Source organism: Demequina sp. NBRC 110052 (genome assembly GCF_002090075.1).
Lineage (GTDB): Bacteria > Actinomycetota > Actinomycetes > Actinomycetales > Demequinaceae > Demequina.
In genome coordinates this window covers 1,444,388-1,470,475 of the sequence record NZ_BBRI01000002.1, presented here as the reverse complement: position 1 = coordinate 1,470,475, position 26,088 = coordinate 1,444,388, and the positions used below count along the sequence as shown (strand labels likewise).

21 protein-coding genes are annotated in these 26,088 nt (G+C 68.3%); 12 read left to right on the top strand and 9 right to left on the bottom strand.

The genetic code is table 11. From position 1 onward, the window contains the following. The 4 genes from B7K21_RS07100 (at position 1) to B7K21_RS07085 (ending at position 5,300) form a co-directional block, all read left to right on the top strand. Positions 1-1,401: a hypothetical protein gene (locus B7K21_RS07100; RefSeq protein WP_084074617.1), complete on the top strand. Its 1,401-nt coding sequence runs from the start codon at positions 1-3 to the stop codon at positions 1,399-1,401. Positions 1,402-1,564: 163 nt separating this feature from the next. Beyond that, positions 1,565-2,899, top strand: a complete 1,335-nt coding sequence (trxB, locus tag B7K21_RS07095; protein ID WP_084074615.1) for a thioredoxin-disulfide reductase — start codon at positions 1,565-1,567, stop codon at positions 2,897-2,899. Between the two features lie 127 nt (positions 2,900-3,026). Continuing rightward, the gene (locus B7K21_RS07090; RefSeq protein WP_084074612.1) at positions 3,027-4,328 is read left to right on the top strand and encodes a PLP-dependent aminotransferase family protein; all 1,302 of its coding nucleotides are present in this window, start codon (positions 3,027-3,029) and stop codon (positions 4,326-4,328) included. Positions 4,329-4,361: 33 nt separating this feature from the next. After that, a complete protein-coding gene (locus tag B7K21_RS07085; protein ID WP_084074610.1) occupies positions 4,362-5,300 on the top strand; it encodes a D-alanine--D-alanine ligase in 939 nt (312 codons plus the stop codon). Positions 5,301-5,352: 52 nt separating this feature from the next. Here B7K21_RS07085 and B7K21_RS07080 read toward each other — a convergent pair whose 3' ends face one another. The 8 genes from B7K21_RS07080 to rpmH all read right to left on the bottom strand — a co-directional run bounded on the left by B7K21_RS07080 (position 5,353) and on the right by rpmH (position 11,304). Further along, on the bottom strand, positions 5,353-6,369 hold the full coding sequence (locus tag B7K21_RS07080; RefSeq protein ID WP_084074607.1) for a ParB/RepB/Spo0J family partition protein: 1,017 nt from the start codon (positions 6,367-6,369) through the stop codon (positions 5,353-5,355). Next, the gene (locus tag B7K21_RS07075; RefSeq protein ID WP_304441283.1) at positions 6,366-7,445 is read right to left on the bottom strand and encodes a ParA family protein; all 1,080 of its coding nucleotides are present in this window, start codon (positions 7,443-7,445) and stop codon (positions 6,366-6,368) included. The genes B7K21_RS07080 and B7K21_RS07075 overlap by 4 nt, the downstream gene beginning before the upstream one ends. A gap of 628 nt (positions 7,446-8,073) precedes the next feature. Further along, entirely contained in the window at positions 8,074-8,748 is a 675-nt protein-coding gene (gene rsmG / locus B7K21_RS07070) for a 16S rRNA (guanine(527)-N(7))-methyltransferase RsmG (RefSeq protein WP_084074604.1), read from the bottom strand. 121 nt (positions 8,749-8,869) lie between these two features. Then, positions 8,870-9,355 (bottom strand): R3H domain-containing nucleic acid-binding protein, encoded by a 486-nt coding sequence (locus B7K21_RS07065; protein WP_084074601.1) that lies wholly within the window; start codon positions 9,353-9,355, stop codon positions 8,870-8,872. Positions 9,356-9,424: 69 nt separating this feature from the next. Further along, entirely contained in the window at positions 9,425-10,471 is a 1,047-nt protein-coding gene (yidC, locus tag B7K21_RS07060; protein ID WP_084074598.1) for a membrane protein insertase YidC, read from the bottom strand. A gap of 12 nt (positions 10,472-10,483) precedes the next feature. Then, positions 10,484-10,825, bottom strand: a complete 342-nt coding sequence (yidD, locus tag B7K21_RS07055) for a membrane protein insertion efficiency factor YidD (protein WP_234989207.1) — start codon at positions 10,823-10,825, stop codon at positions 10,484-10,486. Further along, positions 10,822-11,166 (bottom strand): ribonuclease P protein component, encoded by a 345-nt coding sequence (rnpA, locus tag B7K21_RS07050; RefSeq protein ID WP_084074595.1) that lies wholly within the window; start codon positions 11,164-11,166, stop codon positions 10,822-10,824. Before rnpA ends, yidD begins: the two co-directional genes overlap by 4 nt. Continuing rightward, positions 11,167-11,304: a 50S ribosomal protein L34 gene (gene rpmH, locus B7K21_RS07045; RefSeq protein ID WP_084074592.1), complete on the bottom strand. Its 138-nt coding sequence runs from the start codon at positions 11,302-11,304 to the stop codon at positions 11,167-11,169. A gap of 242 nt (positions 11,305-11,546) precedes the next feature. On the opposite strand from rpmH, the gene dnaA reads away from it, so the two are divergent. The 8 genes from dnaA (at position 11,547) to B7K21_RS07005 (ending at position 24,061) form a co-directional block, all read left to right on the top strand. Then, positions 11,547-12,959, top strand: a complete 1,413-nt coding sequence (gene dnaA, locus B7K21_RS07040; protein ID WP_373994279.1) for a chromosomal replication initiator protein DnaA — start codon at positions 11,547-11,549, stop codon at positions 12,957-12,959. A gap of 458 nt (positions 12,960-13,417) precedes the next feature. Further along, a complete protein-coding gene (gene dnaN / locus B7K21_RS07035; protein WP_084074590.1) occupies positions 13,418-14,545 on the top strand; it encodes a DNA polymerase III subunit beta in 1,128 nt (375 codons plus the stop codon). Between the two features lie 3 nt (positions 14,546-14,548). Beyond that, positions 14,549-15,790: a DNA replication/repair protein RecF gene (gene recF / locus B7K21_RS07030; RefSeq protein ID WP_084074583.1), complete on the top strand. Its 1,242-nt coding sequence runs from the start codon at positions 14,549-14,551 to the stop codon at positions 15,788-15,790. Positions 15,791-15,974: 184 nt separating this feature from the next. Further along, entirely contained in the window at positions 15,975-16,313 is a 339-nt protein-coding gene (locus B7K21_RS12825) for a DUF721 domain-containing protein (protein ID WP_234989206.1), read from the top strand. Positions 16,314-16,495: 182 nt separating this feature from the next. Further along, a complete protein-coding gene (gyrB, locus tag B7K21_RS07020) occupies positions 16,496-18,502 on the top strand; it encodes a DNA topoisomerase (ATP-hydrolyzing) subunit B (protein WP_234989205.1) in 2,007 nt (668 codons plus the stop codon). A gap of 16 nt (positions 18,503-18,518) precedes the next feature. Then, complete coding sequence (gyrA, locus tag B7K21_RS07015; RefSeq protein ID WP_084074576.1) at positions 18,519-21,116, top strand: DNA gyrase subunit A; 2,598 nt, start codon at positions 18,519-18,521, stop codon at positions 21,114-21,116. A 3-nt stretch (positions 21,117-21,119) separates the two neighbouring features. Continuing rightward, the gene (locus tag B7K21_RS07010) at positions 21,120-22,961 is read left to right on the top strand and encodes an HSP90 family protein (RefSeq protein WP_084074574.1); all 1,842 of its coding nucleotides are present in this window, start codon (positions 21,120-21,122) and stop codon (positions 22,959-22,961) included. Continuing rightward, the gene (locus tag B7K21_RS07005; protein ID WP_084074572.1) at positions 22,958-24,061 is read left to right on the top strand and encodes a hypothetical protein; all 1,104 of its coding nucleotides are present in this window, start codon (positions 22,958-22,960) and stop codon (positions 24,059-24,061) included. Before B7K21_RS07010 ends, B7K21_RS07005 begins: the two co-directional genes overlap by 4 nt. 6 nt (positions 24,062-24,067) lie before the next feature. Here the strand turns inward: B7K21_RS07005 and B7K21_RS07000 are convergent, their stop codons facing one another. Further along, complete coding sequence (locus B7K21_RS07000; RefSeq protein ID WP_159448441.1) at positions 24,068-26,038, bottom strand: leucine-rich repeat domain-containing protein; 1,971 nt, start codon at positions 26,036-26,038, stop codon at positions 24,068-24,070. Positions 26,039-26,088: the final 50 nt, after the last annotated feature.

Genomic DNA, 26,088 nt, shown 5'->3' with positions numbered 1-26,088 from the left:
GTGAGGTCAGGAGCGACGTTCGAGCGCCGCTTCGTGCTGGTGTCGCCCGAGGATCACGACGTTCCGGGCGTGGAGCGCTGGCTCGCGCGCGACGAGCGCCTGCGGCGCAAGGTGACCGTGTTCGTGGTGACGTCGGTCGCGCCGTCTGCGGTCCGCCGGTCTGCGAGCCGCGCATCGGGCATCGGCGATCCTCGCCTCGCACGCGTGCTCGCCGCGGGCACGTCCGACGCTGGCGCCGGTGCCGACGAGCGCGTCACCTACGTGGTGGTCGAGCGCGCGGAGGGTCGTCCGCTGGGGGACATCCTCCCGCGCCGCAATCTGTCGCATCCGATCGCGGCTGCCCTCGTCGGAAGCCTGGCTCAGGCGCTGAGGCCTCTCTCCGCGCGCGGACTCCACCACGGCGCGATCCGCGCGTCGGCCGTGACTGTCACTGACGCGGGCTCGGTGCTGCTCTCCGGTCTGGGAGTCGACGGCGAGCTGCGCGCCCAGGCGGGCGAGGGCGTCGGAATGACCGAGCGTGCGGACGCTGCCGCGCTCGCCGGGCTCTACGTGCTCGCGCTGACAGGACGTGAGGCGGGCGACGCCTCCGAGGACGACCTGCCGCGCGGCCTTCCGCGCTCGGCTTGGGCGCTCGCCGTGCGCACGATCGCGGGTGACGCGCCCGCGAGGCTCCAGGAGCTGTCCACGGCGTTGGGAGGGTCCCGCGCGGCACTGCGTGACTTCGCCGCGCAGGTGCGAGCGCTCCCCGTGAGACGCGAGGTGCTCGCGCAGGACATCCAGGGGGCCTTCGGGCGATCGGGCGCCGAGGTCGCGTCCGACGCGGTGCTCGCACGCGCCCGCCGGGTGGCCGAGAGGGACGTCGCGCTGGGGCTGTGTGACGGCGTCGTGGGTCTCGCGGTCGCGTCGGAGCGTCTCGACGAGGTGACACGCCCCCTTCTCGAGGACGAGCGCGCCCGCAAGGCGCGTGCTGCCCGCGAGGCGGCGGCCGCGGCGCGCGCCGCAGCCGGCCCGACGCGCGAGGAGCGCGAGCAGTTCGATGACCTGCAGTCATGGGACGTGATCGCCGAGGTGCAGAACGCGTCCGTGCCGCCGTCCGCATGGGAGGCGTTCATGCGGCGCCTGCAACGGCGGTGGCCGCAGTCGGACCAGCTCGCGGCGCGGGTGCAGGAGGCGAGCACGCGCGCGCGCCGGCCCGGTCCTCTTGTCGGCGCACCCATCATCATCGGGCTGGGGCTGCTGGGCGTCGTGCTCGCTTTCGTCTACGCGCTCGGGCAGATGCCTGAGGGATCGCCCGACGACAGACCGTCGGGCCCGTCCAACCCCTACCCCGAGTTCACGTACCCGGCGACGACCTACACGCCGCAGCCGGAGCCCTCGGCGTCACCAGCCCCCGAGGAGTGAGTCGCGCCCCATCCGCGCGCGCGGGGGCGACGAATCATCGGGGACGCTCAATGATGATTGAGTGAATCTTGCGCCCGAGGGTCGGCTCGGGAACACGCGCCGACTAGCATCTGTTGGAGACCGTGGCGCATCCATCGGCGCCATTCGATACGTGAGGTACAGCATGAGCGACAACCGCAACCTGATCATCGTGGGCTCCGGCCCCGCCGGCTACACCGCCGCGATCTACGCCGCGCGCGCAGGATTCGAGCCGTTGGTCATCGCGGGCTCCATCACCGCGGGCGGCGCGCTGATGAACACGACCGAGGTGGAGAACTTCCCCGGCTTCGTGGAGGGAATCCAGGGACCCGAGCTCATGGAGACGCTGCAGGCGCAGGCCGAGCGGTTCGGCGCCGAGGTCATCTTCGACGACGCGACCGAGCTCGCGCTCGAGGGTCCCGTCAAGACCGTGACCACCGGCATGGGCAAGACCTACACGGCCAACGCCGTCATCCTCGCCACGGGCTCCGCGTACCGCGAGCTCGGGCTCGATGACGAGAAGCGACTGAGCGGCAAGGGCGTCTCGTGGTGCGCCACGTGCGACGGCTTCTTCTTCCGCGACCAGGACGTCGTCGTGGTGGGCGGCGGCGACTCCGCCGTCGAGGAGGCCACGTTCCTCACGCGCTTCGCCCGCAAGGTCTACCTGGTGCACCGCCGCGACGAGCTGCGCGCCTCGAAGATCATGGCCGACCGCGCCGCCGCAGACCCCAAGATCGAGTTCGTGTGGGACTCCCAGGTCGTCGGACTGGACGGCGGCGACAAGCTCGCGGGCGTGCGCGTCGCGAACGTCAAGACCGGCGAGGAGACGACGCTGGCCGCCACCGGACTGTTCGTCGCGATCGGTCACATCCCCCGTTCCGAGCTCGTCAAGGACGTCATCGACACCGACGCGGCCGGCTACGTCCAGGTGCAGGGCCGCACCACGGCCACCAACGTGGACGGCGTGTTCGCGTGCGGCGACCTCGTCGACTCGCGGTACCGCCAGGCCATCACTGCCGCCGGTTCGGGCTGCGCGGCCGCGCTTGACGCCCAGCACTACCTGGACGCTCTGGCCGACGCTGCCGGCGACCCTGCGGAGGTCGTCGCCCCGGTCGAGGCGCCCGCCGCGGCCGCTCCGGCGGTTCCCGTCGCCGCGACCGTGGACACGTTCAAGGCCGAGGTCCTGGAGTCCGACCTCCCGGTCGTGGTCGACTTCTGGGCGACGTGGTGCGGGCCGTGCCGCGCCGTCGCGCCGATCCTCGAGGAGCTCGCATCCGAGTACGCGGGACGCATCAAGGTGGTCAAGGTGGACACCGACGCCAACGGCTCGCTCGCGCAGGCGTACGGCGTCACGTCGATCCCCACGCTCTCCTTCTTCGCCGGTGGCGAGCTCGTGCGCTCCGTCGTGGGCGCCAAGCCCAAGCCCGCCCTGGTGAGTCTCTTCGACGAGGTGCTCGCGGGGGCCCCCGCCTCCGCGTAGACGCAGGCATGACCCTGCCCGAGCGTCGGGCATGCGAGGTGGCACTTCACATGAGGTGCCACCTCGCTGCTTTGCGGCCCATGTGCCGACTACTGGACACCGGCGCCGACGTGCGAGACTTGCGCACATGAGCACCTCGGACACCGGCGGCACGCGGCTCGACCCCTGGTACGGGTCCTACGCGGCACGCGCACATCAGATGCGCGCGTCCGAGATCCGAGCTCTCTTCGCCGTCGCCAGCCGCCCCGAGGTGGTGTCGCTGGCCGGCGGTATGCCGTACATCGGGGGCCTCCCACTCGAGGAGCTCGGCGAGATGATGCGCCGTCTCGTCGTCGAGCAGGGCGAGGTCGCGCTCCAGTACGGCTCCGGGCAGGGCGACGAGGGGCTGCGCGAGCGCATCCTCGACGTCATGGCGCTCGAGGGCATCTCCGCGCATCCCGACGACGTCGTCGTCACCACCGGATCGCAGCAGGCCCTGGACCTCGTCACCAACATATTCATCGACCCAGGCGACGTCATCGTCGCCGAGGCACCTTCATATGTGGGCGCGCTGGGGGTCTTCCGCGCTCGCGAGGCCGAGGTGGTGCACGTCCCCATGGACGCCGACGGGCTCATCCCCTCCGCGTTGGAGGACACACTGACCCGCCTCGCGGCCGCCGGCCGCCGCGTGAAGTTCCTGTACACCGTGCCGAACTTCCACAACCCCGCTGGCGTGACCCTGTCGCTCGAGAGGCGCGTGCAGGTGCTCGAGATCTGCCGTCGCCACGGCGTGCTGATCCTCGAGGACAACCCCTACGGACTGCTGGGATTCGACCGCGATCCGCTGCCCGCGATGCGCTCGATGGACCCCGAAGGGGTCATCTACCTGGGGTCTTTCTCCAAGACCTTCGCGCCTGGCTTCCGCGTCGGGTGGGCCGTGGCGCCGCACGCCGTCCGCGAGAAGCTCGTGCTCGCCTCCGAGGCTGCGATCCTCTCGCCCTCCAACGCGAGCCAGCTCGCCATCCGCAGCTACCTCGACCACCACGACTGGCAGGGGCAGATCAAGAGCTTCCGCGAGCAGTACCGCGAGCGACGCGACGCCACGATCTCCGCGCTCCAGGAGCACATCCCCGAGGCCACCTGGAACGTTCCTGACGGCGGCTTCTACGTGTGGGTCAAGCTCCCCGAGGGCCTCGATGCGAAGTCCATGCTGCCGCGCGCCATCACGGCCCGCGTCGCCTACGTCGCGGGCTCCGCATTCTTCTTCGACGGCTCCGGAACCGACCACATGCGCCTCTCGTACTGCTATCCCACGCCTGAGCGCATCCGCGAGGGCATCCGGCGGCTCGCCACCGTCGTGGACGCCGAGATGGAGACGGTCGAGATCTTCGGCACCTCCGGCGGCCCGACGGGCGAGACCGTCGACTTCCCCGCACCCGACCTCAACTGACGACCCGGCGAAGAAGCCCCGAGAGGACCCGACATGCACGCGATGATCCTGGCAGGCGGCCTGTCCCACGAGCGCGACGTCTCCATCCGTTCGGGGCGACGCGTCCAGGAGGCGCTGCGGCCCCACGTCGATGAGATCTCGATCCACGACGTGGACCACGCGCTCATTCCTGACCTGCGCGACTCGGGCGTCGACATCGTCTGGCCGCTGCTGCACGGCGCATCCGGCGAGGACGGGTCGCTGCAGGCGCTCCTCGAGGTGCTGGGCGTGCCGTTCGTCGGCACCTCGTCCAAGGCCGCGCGCGTCGCGTGGAACAAGGCAGTGGCCAAGGCCGTGATGAGCCGCCACGGACTGCACACGCCTGACTACGTCACCCTCCCCCAGTCGCTGTTCCGCGAGGTGGGCGCCGAGCAGATGCTCGACGCCATCGTCGCGCGGTTCGACCTACCCCTGGTCGTGAAGCCAGCCCGCGGCGGCTCGGCCCTGGGTGTGAGCATCGTTCGCACGCGCGACGAGCTCGCCAAGGCGATGGTGCACAGCTACGCGTACGGAGACATGGCGCTCATCGAGCACGCAGTCCAGGGCACCGAGGTGGCAGTGAGCATCGTGGGCACCGGCGAGGACGCCCACGCGCTTCCAGGCGTCGAGGTCGTCTACGACGGCTCCTACGACTACGACGCGCGCTACAACCCTGGCCGCGTCGAGTACTACGCGCCCGCACGGCTCGACGCCGCTCAAGCCGACGCCGTCTCCGAAGCAGCGCTGACCGCACACCGCGTCATGGATCTGCGCGACCTCTCGCGCGTGGACATCATCCTCGACGAGGAGGGTCGCGCGCAGGTGATCGACATCAACATCACGCCCGGCATGACGGAGACGTCGCTCTTCCCGCAGGCGGCCGAAGCCGCAGGTCTGGACCTCGGCGAACTGTACCGCGACATGCTCGAGACGGCGCTCCACCGCGGCGCCTGACGTCCATCGCCCCTGGTAGGGGAACGGTCTTCAGTCAGTCCTTGAACACGGGTCAGCCCTGGAAGACTCCCGGGTCTTCCGGCGCGATGATTCCCAGAATGCGGTTGAGGTCCTCGACCGTGGCGAAGTCGATCGTCACCTTTCCTCGCGAACGTCCCAGCTGCACCTTGACACGCGTGTCCAGACGGTCGCCGAGACGCGCGCTCAGGTCGTCGAGCGCGGGCGTGCGGGTTCCGGCCCTCACCGCACCCTTCTTCTCCTTGGGCGCAGCGACGCCGAGCGTCACCGCCTCCTCCGTGGCGCGGACCGAGAGGCCCTCCGCGACGATGCGCTGCGCGAGGTGCTCCATGGCCGCGGGATCGTCGAGGCCGAGCAGCGCTCTCGCGTGCCCCGCCGAGAGCACGCCGGCTGCGACTCGGCGCTGGACCAGAGGGGGCAGGCGCAGCAGACGCAGCGTGTTCGAGATCTGCGGGCGAGAGCGGCTGATGCGGGTCGCGAGCTGCTCATGAGTGATACCGAAGTCATCGAGGAGCTGCTGATATGCAGCCGCCTCCTCGAGCGGGTTGAGCTGACTCCGGTGCAGGTTCTCCACGAGCGCGTCTCGGAGCATGTCCACGTCATCCGTGCTGCGGACGATCGCAGGAATCTGCGCGAGACCCGCCTCCTTCGACGCGCGCAGACGCCGCTCGCCCATGATCAGCTCGTAGCCCTCACCCGCAGGGTTCGGCCGCACCACGATGGGCTGCAGGACGCCGATCTCCTTGATCGACCCCACGAGCTCAGCGAGCGCCTCTTCGTCGAAGACCGTGCGCGGCTGGCGCGGGTTCGGCACGACGGCATGCGGATCGATGTGTGAGAACCGCGCTCCCGGAACGGGCACGAGGTCCGGGGCGTCTTCCTCGTCCACGTCGGACGCCACTGGACGCGAGTCATCGGAAACCTGGGGAATCGCGCCGGTGCCGGCGAAGAACACATCGGAGGGGCGCTGCGACGGCGCCGCGGTCTCCTCGGCCTCCGTGGGGATCAGTGCTCCGAGGCCCCGTCCGAGGCCACGCTTCGGCTTGCTCACTGCTGTCCTTCCTTGGCAAAGTGGCGAGCCGCGATTTCACGCGCGATCGCAAGATAGGCCACGGCACCGCTCGACGCGGGATCGTAGGTGATGACCGTCTGTCCGAAGCTCGGGGCCTCTGACACGCGCACGGAACGCGGCACTGTCTGCTCGAGCGTCTGCTCGGGGAAGTGCGAGCGCACCTCTCCCGCGACCTCACGGGCCAGGTTCGTGCGTCCATCGAACATCGTGAGCACGATCGTCGAGACATGGATCTGCGGGTTCAGGTGCTTCTTCACCATCTCCACGGTCTTGATCAACTGTGTGAGGCCCTCGAGCGCGTAGTACTCGCACTGAATGGGGATCAGCACCTCGGTTGAGACGACCATGGCGTTCAGCGTGAGGAGGCCCAGGCTCGGCGGGCAGTCGACGAAGATGTAGTCGAGATCCTTGCCCGCGCCCTTGAGCAGCTGCTGCACGGCGTCGTGGAGACGGAACTCGCGACGCACCACCGAGACGAGCTCGATGTCCGCTCCCGCAAGGTCGATGGTCGCTGGCACGCACCACAGCGTGGGCACATCCGGGCAGCGCTGCGCGACCCTAGACAGTGGCACGTCGTCGAGAAGCACGTCATAGATCGAGGGTGTCCCCGAGCGGTGCTCCACTCCCAATGCGGTCGAGGCATTTCCCTGCGGATCCGCGTCGATCACCAGCACGTTCGCTCCCCGGCTGGCCAGAGCCGCGGCAACGTTCACGGACGTGGTGGTCTTGCCGACGCCGCCCTTCTGGTTTGACACGGTGATCACGCGCGGTGACGACGGGCGGGGGAAATCTGCATCCTCAAGGCTCCGACGCAACTGCTCGGTCTCCCACAGCTCACGCCCCACGGGGCTGTCGTCCCCCGGCACAAACTCCGTGGTTTCACGTGAAACACCGCCGCCTTCGCGCGGAAGATTCCCCGTGCCCGAGGCAGGCGCGCCGTAGCCCGAGTCCGACGGCCGTCGGTTCGGCGCCGAAGGCACCACGGGGCGCGCCACGTCACCCGCCCATGCGTCAGCTGCGCCACTCACCGGGGCGTTCTCGTGGTTGTCAGTCACACAGGCTCCTCGTCATCTCTCCACTGCAGTGCCGATCGTGTCCATCGGGCGGCCGGACATGCAGCCCCTCTCCCGGCGCTGACCGCGTCTATCGCGGCGCGCCCACTCACACTCAACTCGGAGGAACGCCATTCTCGGACGCCCCCTCGTGTCGCGAAGCACTGAGGACTGGTGACCTCATCGCTCCGCCCATCCGCGCGCCATGTTTCACGTGAAACAGTCAGCGCGCGCCACCCAGCGGGAAAGCCGAAGCATGGACGTCAACGACCGACGCCACTGGGGTAGTCAGACTATCGCGCAGTGGGGTCCGCGCGCTCCTGACGGCGGACCTCGACGCGCTCCGGCTATCTTCCTCGCGGCCCCTCCCGGTGCCAGGCCCCCGCCCACGTCTGTGGACAGAGACGGTGCACAACCGTCGTTTCCCGCACAGATGCGCTGTGGATATCTCGGTGGAGAATCCAGGGGAACAACCCCGGTGCCCGCGCGTTTCACGTGAAACATTCGCTATCTGAGACGGACAGCCGACTCGGGCTGCGCGGACTCCGGAGCCCAGAATCAACGTCATCCTCCTGCGCGGTCGTCGCGTACCTCTCACCGCAGCGCTCCCAGCGAGCGCTCCGCGCTGAGTTCAGCGACTCAGCCGCACCACCGTGGTCGGCTCGAGTCCCTCGAGAGTCGGGGCCGACAGCACCTCTCCTGCCAGGTGATGCTTGCGTAGCGCATACTTCGCGCGCTCGAGCTCATCGGCCGCGGACCGCCCCTTGAGCAGTGCCATGCTGCCGTGCTCCGACAGCAAGGGAGCGCACCACTTGACCAGCTTGTCGATGCTCGCCACCGCCCGCGCCGTGATCACGTCTGCTTCGACGGACTCGCGCACCTCTTCCGCACGACCGCGCAGCACAGTCACGTTCTCAATGCCACACTCCCGCGCGGACTCCAGGAGCCACTGCACCCGGCGTTCCATGGGCTCGATCAGCACCACGGACCGCTCAGGCTCCATGGCGGCGATGACCATCCCTGGAAGGCCTGCCCCGGAGCCGACATCTGCCGTGACGCCAGGCCCAAGGAATGGCACCACTGCGGCGGAATTGAGGATGTGCCGCTCCCACACGCGGGTCAACTCGCGCGGGCCGATGAGGCCGCGCAGCACGCCCTGGTCGGCGAGCATCTCCGTGAAGGCCAGCACTCGGGGGTAGACGTCGCCGAAGTAGTCGCGCACCGCGGCCGCTCCATGCAGAGGGTCGCCGTCGAGCGTGCGCAGCGCAGGATCGATCTCGTCGCCCGGTGCACGATCGTCAGTCATTCCCATCCTCCTGTTTCACGTGAAACACTAGCGCGCCGCCAGCCCGGGGTTTCGGGCCGACGGCGCGCAAGCAACGAACGAATCGACTGGAGCGACCGCGTCACGCGATCACCTCCGATGGCTACTCGGCCGGGAGCACCACCACGTAGCGCTGCGGGTCCTCGCCCTCCGACTCCGAGCCCAGCCCGGCCGCGAGCACGACGTCGTGGACAACCTTGCGCTCAAAGGCATTCATGGGCGGCAGCTCAGTTCGCTTGCCCGACTCCTGCACCTTCGCGACGGCCTCACGGGCCTGCTCAGCGAGCTTCTCACGCCGTCCCGCGCGGAAGTCGGCGATGTCGAGCATCAGCCGGCTGACTTCCCCCGTCTCGGACTGCACGGCGAGCCGCGCGAGGTCCTGCAGCGCGTCGAGCACCTCGCCCTCGGGACCCACGAGCCGCTTGAGGTCCTGGCTGGGCCCGTCCGGCACGACCGCGACCTTCGCACGGCCGGCCTCGACGGAGATATCGATGTCGCCGTCCATGTCGAGGATGTCGAGCAGTTCCTCGAGGAAGTCTGCCGCAGCGTCGCCCTCTGCCTCGAGCCGCTTGATGCTCTCGTCACTCATGTTGTCTCGCTTCTGCCGCGTCCTCGCGGCGGTCTGTGGCGCGCGTGGCGCGCGTGGTCTGAATCTGGATCAGCTGGACTTGCCGGAGTCGCCGTCCGAACCGTCGCCGTTCGCGTCGTCGCCCGTGCCCGCATCGGGCTTGCCGCCGCCCTGCTGCGGGCGCTGTCCGCCCTTGTTGCGGTTCTTGCGCTTGGGCTGCTGGCGCTGTCCGCCGGTGGGCTTGGTGTCCGTCTCGGCCGTCATGTCGAAGCCTGTGCCCTCGATGGTTAGACCCTTGCGCCGCGCCTTCTCTGCCTTGCGCTCGTTGAGCCGTCGCTCGGCCTCGGAACCGGGCGTGGGGTTGCGTCGGATCACGTAGAACTGCTGCCCCATGGTCCACAGGTTGGTGGTGGTCCAGTAGATGAGGACACCGACCGGGAAGTTAGGTCCGGAGATGACGAAGATGAACGGCAGCACGTACATGAGGATCTTCTGCTGCTGAGCCATCGGGCCCTCGAGCGCGGAGGCGGGCATGTTCTTCTGCGTGAGCTGACGCTGCGTGAGGAAGGTGGTGGCGACCATCGCGACGATCAGGACCGCCGAGAGGATCTTCGCCTCGGTGCTGCTGCCGGGGGTCAGGAAGGTCTCGTTGAGCTGCGCGCCGAACAGCGTGGCAGATGCTGCCTGGTCGATGAGGTTCTGGGTCAGCAGACCGATCTCGCCCTTGTCCCCCTCGAGGTAGTAGTTGAGGACGCGGAACAGCGCGAAGAAGATCGGGGCCTGGATGAGCATCGGCAGGCACGAGGCGAAGGGGTTCGTCTTGTGCTTGGAGTAGAGCTCCATGGTCTCGCGGCTCATGGCCTCGCGGGACGCCTGGTCCTTCTTGTTCTTGTACTTGTTCTGGATCTCGCGCAGCTCCGGCGCGATCACCTGCATGGCACGGGATGCCTTGATCTGCTTCACGAACAGCGGGATCAGGGCGATGCGGATCGTGACGACGAGTCCCACGATCGAGAGCGCCCAGGTGATGCCCGCGGCCGGATCGAGTCCGAGGAACTCGAGGATCTGGTGCCAGATCACCATCACGTTGGCGACCACCCACTCGAGCGGGTAGAGGATCGTGTCAAGGAATGCCATGAGGAAGTGTGCCTATTCGTTGAGGTCGACTGGCGTCGAGGTTACAGCGTGGAGGTCCTGATGAGGAGCGGCGGGGGCGCGCCTGAACAACGGCTCCCCCACCTGAGGGACGTCGTCGACGCCACCGTGGCTCCAGGGGTTGCAGCGCAGCACTCGCCACGTCGCGAGTGCCGTGCCCTTGAGAGCTCCATGGCGACGGAGCGCTTCGAGACCGTAGTGGGAGCACGAGGGGTAGTACTTGCAGCGGGGTCCGAGCAGTGGCGAGACCACCAGTTGGTAGACACGTACCAGGCCGATGAGGACGAGCCGCGGCACTGCGGCGATGCCGTGAAGCACGCGTCGGACGGTGTTCACTGGCGGGCCTTTCGCTGGGCGGAGGAAGCCGCGTCGGACACGTCCCTCTGGAGTGCGGCGAACGACGCCGACGCCGACGCGGGCAGCGCGCGCACCACGAGGCCCGTTCCGGCGGGGAGGGTGGGAAGAAGATCGGCGGCGATCGCGCGGAGTCGCCGCTTGACTCGATTGCGTACCACGGCGCCCCCCACTGCTCTGGAAACAGCGAAACCGGCCATGCTCGAGGCATCGCCGGTTTGCGCGAGGTAGACCACGACGGTCCTGCGTCCGGACCTCGACCCGCGGCGCATCACGGACTCGAAGTCCGCCGCCGTCCGCAGTCGAGTGCCGGCCGCCAGCACTTAGGCCGAGAGGTTGCCGCGGCCCTTGCGGCGACGCGACGCGAGGATCGCGCGGCCGGCACGGGTGCGCATGCGCAGGCGGAAGCCGTGCGTCTTAGCGCGCTTGCGGTTGTTCGGCTGGAAGGTCCGCTTGCTCACGGCAGTACTCCAAGAAAGTTCAGGGGGATGAGGTCACATCAGCGCACCAACGTTACGCGCCAGGACCGCCTGGGTCAAATTGCACAGCACCCATCGCCGGGATGACCCGAAACGTATAGGCTCCCGCACAATGGCTTGAGGGGTAGGGAGCGACACGCCGCTTCCCGGGTTACGACTCTATGACGTAGTCTCAACGGCCTGTGCACAAACCTGTGGACGACTAAGCAGAAGGAGTGGTTCGGGTGACCGATGAGGCCGCCACACCCAGCATCGAAGAGGTGTGGAAGAGCGCGCTGACGCTGCTGGCGGCCGACGACTCGATCTCCACGCAGCACCGCTCGTTCCTGAGGCTCGTCACTCCCCTCGTCGTGGTCGAGGGAAACGTGTTCCTCGCCGTCGCCGAGGACTTCACGAAGAACTACGTGGAGACGACCTTACGCGGTCCGATCACCGAGGCGCTGTCCGAGGTGATCGGGCGCGACATCCGCATCGCCGTCACGGTGGACAGCTCACTGACTCCGAGTGAGACTCCCGTTCCTGAGGGCGGCGACCAGACGCCACCACCTCCTGTGGATCAGAGACTTCGGCGCGAGTCTCTCGCCCGGGAGGCCGAGCCGGTGCCGGACCCGCACCTGAACCCGCGGTACACGTTCGACACGTTCGTCATCGGTTCGTCCAATCGCTTCGCTCATGCCGCGGCGCTCGCCGTGGCCGAGAGCCCGGGCAAGACGTACAACCCCCTCTTCATCTACGGCGACTCCGGCTTGGGCAAGACGCACCTGCTCCACGCGATCGGCCACTACACGAGGCAGATCAAGCCGCAGACCCGGGTCAGGTATGTGAACTCGGAGGAGTTCACCAACGACTTCATCAACTCCATCCGCGACGACCGCTCCCTGACGTTCAAACGCACGTATCGCGAGGTCGATGTCCTCCTCATCGATGACATCCAGTTCCTGCAGGGCAAGGAGCAGACGCTCGAGGAGTTCTTCCACACGTTCAACGCGCTGCACAACGCCGGGAAGCACGTGGTCATCACCTCGGATGTCAGCCCTCGCAACCTCGACGGCATCGAGGAGCGCATGCGCACCCGCTTCGAGTGGGGTCTCATGACCGATGTGCAGCCGCCGGACCTCGAGACCCGCATCGCGATCCTTCGCAAGAAGGCGCAGGCGGACGACGTGGCGGCTCCCGGAGACGTGCTCGAGTACATCGCCTCGAACATCACGAGCAACATCCGCGAGCTCGAGGGTGCGCTGATCCGAGTCACCGCGTTCGCGGCACTGAACAAGCAGCCCGTCGATCTGACCTTGGCGCAGGTGGTGCTGAAGGATCTCATCAGCGACGACGACTCGGAGATCAGCGCGGGAGCGATCATCGGCATGACCGCCGACTACTTCGGGATCTCGATCGAGGAGCTCACGGGCACCTCACGATCGCGAGTCTTCGTGACGGCGCGTCAGATCGCCATGTACCTGTGCCGCCAGCTCACGGACCTCTCACTTCCGAAGATCGGTGAGAGCTTCGGCGGCAAGGACCACACCACGGTCATGTATGCGGTCAAGAAGGTCGAGGACCAGATCGCGCAGCGTCGTCAGATGTACAACCAGGTCAACGAGATCCACGCGCGCATCAAGCAGCAGTCGCGCAGCTGAGCCACGCCGCTTCCCGGCTGCGCCCGACGCTGTTGCGGAGTTCCATGGCGGTCCCGCCGCTTTCCCACACTTGTCGCAATACCACAGTCAGGTACGCCTTGCACAGATGTGGAAAACCCTGTGAGTACTTGTGAACGACACAGTCATCCACCAGGGACGAAGTGTGGAGAAATGACAGGAACCTGTGATTCGCGTGACGCCTTCCACCACCTCCTGCGACCCATCCGCAGCGTGATCCACGTTTCATGCACATCATGATTCGCATCCGTACCTGGGCGATCGCAGGTTCTCCCCAGATTCCACCGCCCCTATGACTACTTCCCGTACTTTCTTGTTATCCATCCCCATCCGACCTTCATGACGCGCCGCGCCCCGCGCATCGGACGCGCTCTCACCACCCCCTGGACGCGCGTCCCATCTGGCGTAGTCTTTCCCCCAGAAGCCAAGGAGAGAACCCGATGAAGTTTTCCGTCGACCGCGACGTGCTCACCGACGCCGTGGCCTGGACCTCGCGCGCCGTCCCGGCGCGTCCGCCCGTTCCGGTCCTCGCCGGCGTCCACCTCGAGGCCGACGCCTCGGGCACCGTGCGTCTGTCCAGCTTCGACTACGAGGTGTCCGCGCGCGGGGAGTTCCCTGCCGACGTGGAGTCCGCGGGCGAGGTGCTCGTCTCGGGCCGTCTGCTGCGGGACATCGCGAACGCGCTTCCGCACAAGCCGGTCCAGTTCGAGCTGGACGGCACCAAGGTCTCGGTCACCTGCGGCGCCTCGCGCTTCACGCTCGCCACCATGCCCGTGGACCAGTACCCGGACCTGCCTTCCATGCCTGAGCAGTCGGGCACGATCGACGGCACCGAGTTCCAGCACGCAGTCGCTCAGGTTTCCGTCGCGGCATCGCGCGACGAGACCCTGCCGATCCTCACGGGCGTGCGCGTCGAGATCGAGGGCTCTCAGATCTCGCTGCTCGCCACCGATCGCTACCGTCTCGCGCTGCGCGAGCTGAGCTGGAAGCCGTCCGCGTCCGACATCTCCTCGGTCGCACTCGTGCGGGCCAAGACCTTGAGCGAGACGGCCAAGGCTCTCGGCGCGGGGGACGTGACCGTTGCCCTGAGCTCCGGTCAGGGCGTGGACCTGGTCGGTTTCGAGGCCGGCGGTCTGGTGACCACCTCGCTACTGATGGACGGCGACTACCCGCAGGTGCGCCGACTCTTCCCCGACGAGAGCCCGCTGACGGCGGTCGTGCGGACCCAGGACCTCATCGACGCGACGCGACGCGTGTCGCTCGTCGCCGAGCGCAACTCTTCGGTGCGTCTCGCCTTCGCCGAGGGCGAGGTCACGCTCGATGCCGGGCAGAGCGAGGACGCCCAGGCGTCTGAGGCGCTCGAGGCCACTGTCGAGGGCGGCGATATCACTGTCGCCTTCAACCCGCAGTACCTGCTCGACGGGCTCGGCGCCCTCGGCACCGAGTACGTGCGCTTCGGCTTCACTCAGGAGACCAAGCCGGTCGAGTTCATCGGGCTGGACAAGCCCGACGGTGAACTCGCCTCCGCGTTCCGGTACCTGCTGGTGCCGATCCGCATCGCCTCGTAGGGCATGCGCGTCACCCACCTCCAGCTCGCCGACTTCCGCAGCTACGAGCATCTGGATCTGCCGCTGGAACCAGGGGTGACGACGCTCGTCGGGCGCAACGGTCAGGGCAAGACCAATGTGGTCGAAGCCGTGCGCTATCTCTCGACCCTGTCCTCGCATCGGGTCGCCTCGGATGCGCCACTGATCCGCTTCGGCGCGCCGCGCGCGATCGTCGGGGCACGCATAGAGAAGGCGGGCCGCGCGCTGGCTATCGAGGTGACGCTCGTGCCAGGCAAGGCGAACACCGCGCGTCTCAATAGGGGCCAGGCGCGACCTCGCGATCTGGTGGGAATCCTCCGAACGGTGGTGTTCGCTCCCGAAGATCTCGCGCTGGTCAAGGGCGATCCTGGTGGGCGCAGGCAGTTCATGGACGAACTGGTCGTCGGCCTGCAACCCGCCATGGCGGGCGACCTCGCCGACTACGAGCGCGTGCTCCGGCAGCGAGGCTCGATGCTCAAGACGGCCCGCAACGCACGCGGCGATCTCACGATGCTCGACATCTGGGACGAGAAGCTGGCTGAGCTCGGCGGTCGCATCGTGGCCGCACGTCGGCGGGCGGTTGCCGCTCTCGCCCCACACGTCCGGGACGCCTACACCGACGTCGCGCCGGACGGCGGTGACTGCCTCGTCTCGTACCGGGCGACCTGGCAGGAGGACCTGAGCCCAGCGTCGGGCAGGCCCGACGCTGAACGGACCGAGCAGCACGCGTCGCCAGAGGAGGACGGTCCGGGGTCGCACGTCGAGGCGGCGCGCCTGGCCGAAGTCATGCTTGCGCGGATGCGAGATCTGCGTCCCACGGAGATCGAGCGGGGCGTCAGCCTGGTCGGCCCGCATCGCGATGACCTCGAGATCCGCCTGGGCGAGATGCCCGCGAAGGGGTATGCGAGCCACGGCGAGAGCTGGTCGTGCGCGCTGGCACTGAGGCTCGGGACGTACGCGCTGCTCACCGCCGAAGGCGGACCCGATGGCGACCCCGACGGCGAGCCGGTGCTGATCCTCGATGACGTGTTCGCCGAACTGGATGCTGGCCGCCGCGATGCCCTGGCCGCACGGCTGGCCGAGGCGAGCCAGGTGCTCATCACCGCTGCGGTCGCGGCCGATGTGCCGGAAGCCCTCGCGAGTCACCCCGCCGGATCTTCGGTCGTGCGGGTGACCATGGGCGTCGCGGTGCCGGAGACCGCGGCTGCGGGGGCCGACCATGCCTGACGAGGAGCCGATCACCTCCGCGGCAGACCTCGCGCGCGAGGCCATGGAACGCGCGCGGGCGTCCGCTCGAGAACGAGGCGCGCGACGTACGTCACCTCGCGCGGCGCGTCGGGACAGGAACGAGAAACGCGCCCAGCTGGACCGGGATCCCCAGCCCTTCGGCGCGGGCCGGGACCCGCGCCCGATGTCGGATGCGGTCACCACGCTCCTGCGTCGCATGGGCTGGGCCGAGCAGATCGAGATCACGTCGGTGACGGCGCGCTGGCGCGAGGTGGTGGGAGACCAGATCGCCGATCGCTGCGAGCCCCTCGGGTTCGAGGACGGCGTGCTCACCGTGAAGGCAACCTCGACCGCATGGGCGACGCAGCTGACCCTGATGAAGGGTCAGCTCATGCACCGCCTGAACGAGGAGCTCGGGCGCGACCTCGTCAAGGAGCTGACCGTGCTCGGGCCGACGGCGCGCACGTGGACGAAGGGTCCGCGCACGGTGCGCGGCCGCGGTCCACGCGACACCTACGGGTGAGCCGAGAGGCCCCGATCCACCCGCTCGCGGGGATCGCCGTTGCGAACCTCGATCATGTACTCCGAGCGAAAGCCGGAAAACCCCTGTGAACAGGCCCAGAAAGCCTCTCAGGGCCACTAGAATGATCCAGGATATGACGCGAGCCATCTGAGGTCGCGTCAGGGGCTTGAAAGGCGATCTACGTGACAGACAGCGCGACCCCCTCGGGTGCACCTGAGTACGGCGCCGAGAACATCACCGTCCTCGAGGGTCTCGAGGCGGTCCGCAAGCGGCCCGGCATGTACATCGGCTCGACAGGCGAGCGAGGTCTACACCACCTCGTCTATGAGGTGGTCGACAACTCGGTGGATGAGGCGCTCGCCGGCTACTGCGACACCATCACCGTGACGCTCCTCGCCGACGGCGGCGTGCGCGTGACCGACAACGGCCGCGGCATCCCCGTCGACATGCACCCCACCGAGGGCAAGCCGACCGTCGAGGTCGTCATGACGATCTTGCACGCCGGAGGAAAGTTCGGCGGCGGCGGGTACGCGGTCTCCGGCGGTCTGCACGGCGTCGGCATCTCCGTGGTGAACGCGCTGTCGCACAAGGTCGAGACCGAGGTGAAGCGGCAGGGAAGCGTCTGGCGCCAGTCGTTCGGTGACGGCGGCAAGCCCCAGACCACCCTGGTCAAGGGTGAGGACACCGACGAGACCGGCACGCAGCAGACCTTCTGGGCCGACCCGGAGATCTTCGAGACCACGGTCTACGACTACGAGACGCTGCGCGCACGCTTCCAGCAGATGGCGTTCCTCAACAAGGGCCTGTCGATCACGCTCACGGACGAGCGCCCCGAGCACATCGCACCGAGCGACGAGGCCGCGGACGACGACGAGATCCCCACGTCCCGCTCCGTCACCTACCGCTACGACGGCGGACTGGTTGACTACGTCTCGCACCTCAACGCCGCCAAGAAGTCGGAGCTGGTCCACGAGGACGTGATCTCCCTCGAGGCCGAGGACACCGAGAAGAAGATCTCGCTCGAGATGGCGATGCAGTGGACGTCCGCCTACTCGGAGTCAGTGTTCACGTACGCGAACACGATCGCCACCACCGAGGGCGGCACGCACGAGGAGGGCTTCCGCGCCGCGCTGACCACCCTGATCAACAGGTATGCGCGCGAGAAGAACATCCTCAAGGAGAAGGACGACAACCTCACGGGCGACGACGTCCGTGAAGGCCTCACCGCCGTGATCTCCGTCAAGCTCGGCGAGCCCCAGTTCGAGGGCCAGACCAAGACCAAGCTCGGCAACACCGAGGCGAAGACCTTCGTCCAGCGCGTCGTCGGCGAGCAGCTCACCGACTGGCTCGACTCGCACCCGAACGAGGCGCGCGAGATCATCCGCAAGTCGATGCAGGCATCGCAGGCACGCATCGCCGCCCGCAAGGCGCGCGAAGCGACCCGCCGCAAGGGGCTCCTCGAGTCCGGCGGCATGCCTGGCAAGCTGCGCGACTGCTCCTCGAAGGACCCGTCGATCTCCGAGATCTTCCTCGTCGAGGGAGACTCGGCGGGCGGCTCCGCAGTGCGCGGACGCAACCCCGCGACCCAGGCGATCCTGCCGCTGCGCGGCAAGGTGCTCAACGTCGAGCGCGCGCGCCTGGACAAGGCTCTCGCCAATGCCGAGATCCAGGCGCTGTTCACGGCCTTCGGGTCCGGCATCGGCGACGAGTTCGACCTCGACAAGGCCAGGTATCACAAGATCGTGCTGATGGCCGATGCTGACGTCGACGGCCAGCACATCCGGACCCTGCTGCTCACCGTGCTGTTCCGCTACATGCGCCCGCTCATCGAAGCCGGGTATGTGTATCTCGCGCAGCCACCGCTGTACAAGCTCAAGTGGTCCAACTCCGATCACGAGTACGCATTCACCGACCGTGAGCGCGACGCGATGCTCAAGCTGGGCCGCGAGGCGGGCCGAAAGATGCCCAAGGACAACGGCATCCAGCGCTACAAGGGTCTGGGTGAGATGGACTACTCGGAGCTGTGGGAAACCACGATGGATCCCGAGACCCGCACCCTGCTGCAGGTCACCATGGACGACGCAGCGCTCGCCGACGAGACCTTCACCGTGCTCATGGGCGAGGACGTCGAGGCCCGCCGCAGCTTCATCCAGCGCAACGCGAAGGACGTGAGGTTCCTTGACATCTGAGGTCCACAACCACGGCATGATCGAGAAGGTCGATCTCAATGTGGAGATGCAGCAGTCCTACCTGGACTACGCCATGTCCGTCATCGTCGGCCGCGCCCTCCCGGATGTGCGCGATGGGATGAAGCCCGTCCATCGCCGCGTCGTCTACGCGATGTACGACGGCGGCTACCGACCCGACCGCTCGTTCTCGAAGTGCACCCGCATCATCGGCGAGGTGATGGGTAACTACCACCCGCACGGCGACGGTGCGGTGTACGACACCCTCGTCCGCATGGTGCAGGACTGGTCCCTGCGCTACCCGCTGGCGGACGGCCAGGGCAACTTCGGCTCTCCCGGAAACGACCCCGCCGCTGCGCACCGCTACACCGAGTCGCGCATGGCGCCGATCGCCATGGAGATGGTGCGGGACATCGACGAGGACACCGTCGACTTCCAGGACAACTACGACGGCAAGACTCAGGAGCCGTCGGTGCTGCCGGCGCGCTTCCCCAACCTGCTCGTCAACGGCTCCGCCGGCATCGCGGTCGGCATGGCGACCAACATCCCGCCCCACAACCTTCGTGAGGTGGCGGACGGCGTGCAGTGGTCGCTCGACCACCCGGAGGCCTCGCGTGAGGAGCTCCAGGAGGCGCTGATCGAGCGCATCCAGGGACCCGACTTCCCCACGGCCGCGATGATCCTCGGCCGCAAGGGCATCGAGGAGGCGTACCGCACGGGCCGTGGTTCGATCACCATGCGCTCCGTCGTGAACGTCGAGGAGCTCCAGGGTCGTCAGTGCCTCGTCGTCACCGAGCTTCCGTACCAGGTCAACCCGGACAACCTTGCGCTCAAGATCGCGGAGCTCGTCAAGGACGGCAAGCTCACGGGCATCGCCGATATCCGCGATGAGACCTCGGGTCGCACCGGCCAGCGACTGGTGATCGTGCTCAAGCGCGACGCCGTCGCGAAGGTCGTGCTGAACAACCTGTACAAGCACACGCAGCTGCAGGAGACCTTCGGCGCGAACATGGTCGCGCTGGTGGACGGCGTGCCCCGCACCCTCAGCATCGACCAGTTCGTCAAGCACTGGATCGCGCACCAGATCGAAGTCATTCAGCGTCGGACCGCGTTCCGCCTGGCGAAGGCCGAACGCGAGGCCCACATCCTGCGTGGCTACGTGAAGGCCCTCGACATGCTGGACGAGGTCATCGCGCTCATCCGTCGCTCCCCTTCAGCCGACGAGGCCCGCACGGGACTCATGGAGCTCCTGGACGTCGACGAGATCCAGGCGAACGCGATCCTCAACCTCCAGCTGCGTCGCCTTGCCGCGCTGGAGCGTCAGCGCATCGAGGCCGAGTACGCCGAGCTCATGGAGAAGATCGAAGACTTCAAGGCGATCCTCGCCTCGGAGCCGCGCCAGCGCACGATCATCTCCGAGGAGCTCGCTGAGGTCGTCAAGAAGTTCGGCGACGAGCGCCGTACCGAGATCTCCCCGTTCGACGGCTCGGTAGACGTCGAGGACCTCATCGCACAGGAGGAGGTCGTCGTCACGATCACCTCGGGCGGCTACGTCAAGCGCACCCGCTCCGACCAGTACCGCGCGCAGAAGCGCGGCGGCAAGGGCGTGCGCGGTGCGACGCTGCGCAGCGACGACATGGTGGATCACTTCTTCGTCACCACCACGCACCACTGGCTGCTGTTCTTCACGAACATGGGTCGCGTGTACCGGGCGAAGGGCTACGAGCTGCCGGAAGGCGGCCGCGACTCGAAGGGTCAGCACGTCGCGAACCTGCTGGCCTTCCAGCCGGGCGAGGAGATCGCGCAGGTCATGGACCTGCGCACCTACGAGGACAAGCCGTACCTCGTGCTCGCCACCAAGCGCGGTCTGGTGAAGAAGACGCACCTGAGCGCCTACGACTCCAACCGTTCCGGCGGTCTCATCGCGATCAACCTCCGTGAGGTCGAGGGCGAGGACGGCGAGCTTCGTCCTGACGAGCTCGTCTCGGCGCGACTCGCATCGGAGGACGACGACCTCATGCTGGTCAGCCGCAAGGGCCAGTCGCTCCGATTCCACGCGACCGATGACGAGCTCCGTCCCATGGGCCGCGCAACGTCGGGCGTCAAGGGCATGTCCTTCCGGGACGACGACGAGCTGCTGGCGATGGACGTCATCCTCGCGGGCACGGCCGACGCGGGCGAGGATGCGGGCGAGGAGGTCGCCGAGGACGCGGTCGAGGCCGTCGTCGCCGCAGGCGGCCCGTACTCGTTCGTCGTGACCGCAGCCGGCTACGCGAAGCGCACGGCGGCGTCGGCCTGGTCCCCCAAGCACCGCGGAGGCCTGGGCGTGAAGGTTGCGACCCTCACCGAGGAGCGCGGCGACCTGGTCGGGGCGATGCTCGTGGACGACACCGACGAAGTGCTGGTCATCATGGAGTCCGGCAAGGTCATGCGGTCGTCCGTCACCGAGGTGCCGGTCAAGGGCAAGAACACGATGGGCGTCATCTTCGCCAAGCCTGGCAAGAACGACCGCATTATCGGCATCGCCCGCAACGTCGAGCGCAACCTCGAGGAGCAGGCGGAAGCCGAGGACGGCGTCACTGACGGCGAGGCGACCACGGCTGACGCAACGGAGTAGGCAGTGACCGCGCCCGAGCGCTTCCAGGTGGACCTCGCAGGTGTCGTGGACCTGCTCGGGCGGTCGCTGTACTCGTCGCCGCGGGTGTACCTGCGGGAGCTGATCCAGAACGCGGCCGACGCCGTGGCGGCTCGGGCGGAAATCGAGCCCGGGCATGAAGGCGCTGTGTCGATCACGCCGGCCAGGCACGACGGTGACGCGCTGGTGATCACCGACGACGGCGTCGGGCTCACCGCGTCCGAAGCGCGTGAGCTGCTCGCCACCGTGGGCAGGTCCTCCAAGAAGGATCTGCTCGACCTGCCGCGCACCGACCGGCTGGGACGGTTCGGCGTGGGACTGCTGAGCGCGTTCATGGTGGCGGACCAGATCGAGGTGGTGTCGCGCTCGATCACCGGAGCGCCGCCGTGCGTGTGGACGGGCCGGTCCGACGGCACGTTCACCGTGACGGAGCTCGAGGCGGCGGAGGCCGACGCGGTTCCCGTGGGTTCCACGGTGACGGTGCGCCCTCGGCCCGATGCGCGGATGCTGGTCGACGACCTGTTCGTGCGCCATGCGGCGGCGCGCTTCGCGGCGCACCTGAAGGTGACGGTGAGGATCGCCGAACCCAGCGTCGGCTGGGCGCAGGTGACGAGCGCGGCGCCGTTCCTCGCGAACCCGGTGGACCGAGAGCTGTACGGCGAGAGCTTGTTGGGCGCGGCGCCGCTCGCGACGATCGCGCTCGCCGTGCCGGAGACCGGAACCTTCGGCACGGCGTATGTGCTTCCCACCCCTCCGCCTCCCGGTGCGGCGCCTCCCGCGCGCGTGTACCTGGGCGGGATGCTGGTGGGTGACCGCGTCGAGCGGCTGCTCCCGGAGTGGTCATTCTTCGTGGCCGTGGTCGTGGACTCGACGGGACTCACCCCGACCGCGTCGCGCGAGGCGCTCGTGGACGACGACGCGCTCACCGCCACGCGCGAGGCGATCGATCGGTCTCTGCGTAGCTGGATCCGCGTCACCGCTGACGAGAATCCCGGGCTGCTGCGCATGTTCGTGGCGGTGCACGGGATGGCGCTCAAGCAGCTGTGCCTCGTGGACGTGCCGCTCGCGCACGTCGTCCTTCCGCATCTGGTCGTACCGACCACGGAGGGCGAGCGCACGCTTGCCGATCTCGCCTCGCTCGGCCAGACGGTTCACTACGCGCCGACCGTGGACGAGTTCCGTCAGGCAGCAGGGCTCACCCCTGGCCTGCTCGTGAACGCCGGTCATGCGTACGACGAGGCGATTCTGCGCCTGGCTGGCCGACTGGGGATCGTGCCGACCGAGGAGGTGGACGTCGCGACGCTGATCGACACGCTTGCCCCGCCGTCGGGGGAAGACGCCGCCCTGGCTCGCGAGGTCGCGCGGCGCGCTTCGGACGTGCTTGCCGATCGCGGCGGACTGCAGGTCGAGGTGCGAAGCATCCCCCAGCTCGAGGTGCCGGCGCTGTACGTGCAGGACGCCGAGGCGCTTCGCGCGGCCGACCGCCGCCGAGCTCGCGGCGAAGGCTACGCATGGTCGATGCCGAATCCCTGGACAGAGGTGCTCGATGCAGTCGAGCGAGCCGAGGCCGCCGACCGCAGCGACGCGCCCGTCGCTCGACTGTGCCTGAACTGGAACGATACGACCGTGCGGGCGCTCGCGCGGCTGAGCGACGAAGCGGTGTTCGTCCGCGTGGTTCAGGTGCTGCTGGTCACCGCGCTCCTCGCCGGGCACCACCCGCTCGAGGGCCGCGACCGCCGCGCGCTCGGCGACGCGCTTCAGGAGCTCATTGCCCTGCAAGTCGGCCTGGAAGGGTTCGGCGAGCTGCGTCCCGAGGACTTCGCGTGACCGTCGCGAGGGCGCTCGAGCTGATCGAGCGCGCGGATCGGACCTGGGAGCTGCGCGCCCAGGCGATGCTCCTCGACGAGTCGATCGCGCTCGCGCGCGAGGCGAACGACGCCGGCGTCGAGTACGCGGCACGGCTGCGCGCGGTGCCGAACGCTGCGATGCGCTTCGAGGTCTCCGAGGCGGTGACGCACCTCGCCTGGTGTGTCGCGAGGCACGATGATGACCCTGCCTCGCATCCGCGCCGACTCGATCGCACGGAGGACGTGCTCTATCTCGAGGACTGGGCCCTGCGACAGCTCGCGCTCTCAGATGCACTCGCGCCGGCGCGGGTGACGGAGCTGATCGATGCGCACGAACGTCGCCTTGCGGGCACGGGTCCGCATGCGGTCTCCGTCTTGCGCGCGCTGCACGCGTGGGCGCTCGGCGACGCTGACGCGGCCGCCGCGCACATCGACGAGGCGATCCTGACTCCGGGCGACGCGATGACGCACTGCATCCGATGCACGCGTGACATCGCCGCGCAGATCGCCGACTCCGCGGGGCGCGTCGAGGCGGCGATTGCAGCGTGTGATGACTACGCCGCTGAGCCGTGCGTCGACGCCGACCAGCCCGCCTCCGCGCTGAGCCGGGGCCTCTTCGCGTGGACCGCGATGGGACGCATGCCCGACGCGGAGGCCGCGTATGCCTCGGCGTCGCGTCGTGTGCAGGCGCGGCCGACGACGCCCGAGGTGCTGGGGCGGCTCGCCCGCTACGCGCTCGCGACCGGGCGGTTCGACGAGGCGCTCAAGCATGTCGAGTCCGCGCTGCCGTGGGCGATGGGCTCAGCACTGGCGACGCACCTGCGCATGTCTGCGCTGCGAGAGCTCGCGGCCGTGCTGTCAGGTCTGGAGGCCGCCGGATTGGGATCCGAGCCGCTGAGCACGGCAGGTGACCCCCGCGTCGGGCGCCTGCTACCGACCGGCCATCAACCCTGGACCGTCGCACAGGCCGCGCCGCGCGCGGTGGCGGCAGCCCGTCACCTCGCGGAGCGCTTCGACGCGCGCGGCGGCACGACGTTCCACGTGGAACATCTCGAGCGCACGCTCACCGGCGTGGCCTGAGCGGCGTCAGTACCGGAGGCGTCGTCCGAACAGTGCGGCGACGCCCATCAGCACGCACACCAGCGCGAGCCCCATGGTTCGCGATGCGCCGTCGGGCCCTGTCTCGGCCAGCGGTTCGACGACGGTGAGCTGCACCGTGCCGACTGCGGTGCCGTACTGCTCGCCGGTCACGACGAGGTCGTGCGCGCCGAACTCGGCGTCGGAGGGGATCGTGACGGTCACGGCGCCGTCGACCACCTCGTGCGTGCCGAGGTCCACGGGCGCCGAGTGGAGCTCGACCGCGACCCGTCCACCATCGGGCACCCCGGTGACCTCGACGCGATACGGCTCGCCCCGCACGGCCGACGCGGCGCCGGACACGGCGGTCGGCGCGAGTTCCGCCGTGATCGTCGCGGACTGTGTGAGTGTCTCGCCCACCTGGATCCCGGCGGGGATGGTGGAGAGCGACGTGAGCCAGTAGCCGTCCTCGACCAGTGAAGGCGCCGCGAGCACCCAGCCGGACGGCACCTCGAGCACGGTCGGCTCAGCCGTCAGGTTGGTCTTGATGGACACCGTGATCAGGCCGACGGAGCGGTAGGTGGCGCCGCCAAGCGTGACGGTAGGGCTCGTGTAGCCGCTCGCGCGATGCTCCTCGGAGAACTGGATGAGCGGATCGAGTCCTGGCCCGAAGGGGCCGTAGGACGAGCCGCCAGGGTAGGTGGCGAGAGGTCCGAGGACCCGCACGGTCTCCAAGGGGTTGCCATCGAAAGCGTCAGGTCCGACGATCGAGACCTGCTCGGGCAGCGTCACCGTGGTGAGCGCGTTGTTTCGGAACGCCCGTGCACCGATCGAGACAGTGGCGCTTCCGAGGTCCAGCGACTCGATGGTGTTGTATCCGAATGCGAACCTTCCGATGCTGACGGCGGCATCGTCGATGGTGACGGACGTGAGCCCGCTCAATAGGAAGGCTCCGTCGACGATGGTGGTGACCGTGGACGGGATGGTGACCTCCCGCAGATCGGTGTAGGCGAAGGCTCCATCGCCGATGGTCTCGAGCCCGGGTGCCAGCGAGAGCGTCGTGAGACCCACGTTTCCTGCAAACCCGAAGTTGCCGATGGAGACGACGGTGCCCGGCACCGAGACCTCGGAGAGCGATGCGTCCGCGAATGCGTGATGTCCGATGCCGGTGACGGCATTGCCGAGGTCCACGACGGCGAGGTCGGGGTTGAGGAAGAACGCTTCAGCCGGGATGGTGAAGGCAGCGTTCTCGATGACGACGCTGGTGAGGCCGGCGTCCTTGAACGCGTAGGAGCCCATCGCGGTGACGCTGGCGGGGATGGTGAGGTTGCCGAGGTGGGTGCCTTCGAAGGCGGCGTAGCCGATGCTGGTGGTGCCGCCAAGGTCGAGGTGGGTGAGGTTCGTGAGGTTCTGGAATGCGCGCTCGCCGATGGTGGTGGCGCCGTTGCCGAGGTCGACGGAGGCGAGGGCGGGGTTGCGGGCGAATGCCTCGTAGCCGATCGAGGTGTCGGCGCCGTCGATGGTGACGCTCGTCAGTCCCGAGCCTGCGAAGGCGTAGTTCTCGATGGTGGTGACGCTGGACGGGATGACGACGTCGCCGAGGCTGGTGCCTTCGAAGGCCGCCCAGGCGATCGTCTCCACGGAACTGCCGAGCGTGAGCGAGGTGATTCCGGAGTTCCAGAAGGCATTGCGGCCGACGCGGCGCACCTCGTCGCCGATCGTCACGGAGGTCAACGCATTCCCATCGAAGGCGTGGTCCGCGATGGCGATCACCAGGTACTCGGTTGCCGCCTCGGTGATCGAGTCCGGGATGGTCACCGAGGCGCTCGACCCGTCGAAGCCGGTGACCGTGGCGGTGCCGTCGCCGGCGGTCTCGTAGGTGATGCCGGCCTGCGTCACGGTGGCGGCCGCTGCGGGGGTGGCCGGGAGGATGTCGAAAGAGGCGACGAGCGCGAGGACGAGCGCGACGTGGGTCTGCACTCGAAGGGGAGCATGTGGCACGGGGACTCCAGCGAAGATAAGTGGTGAGA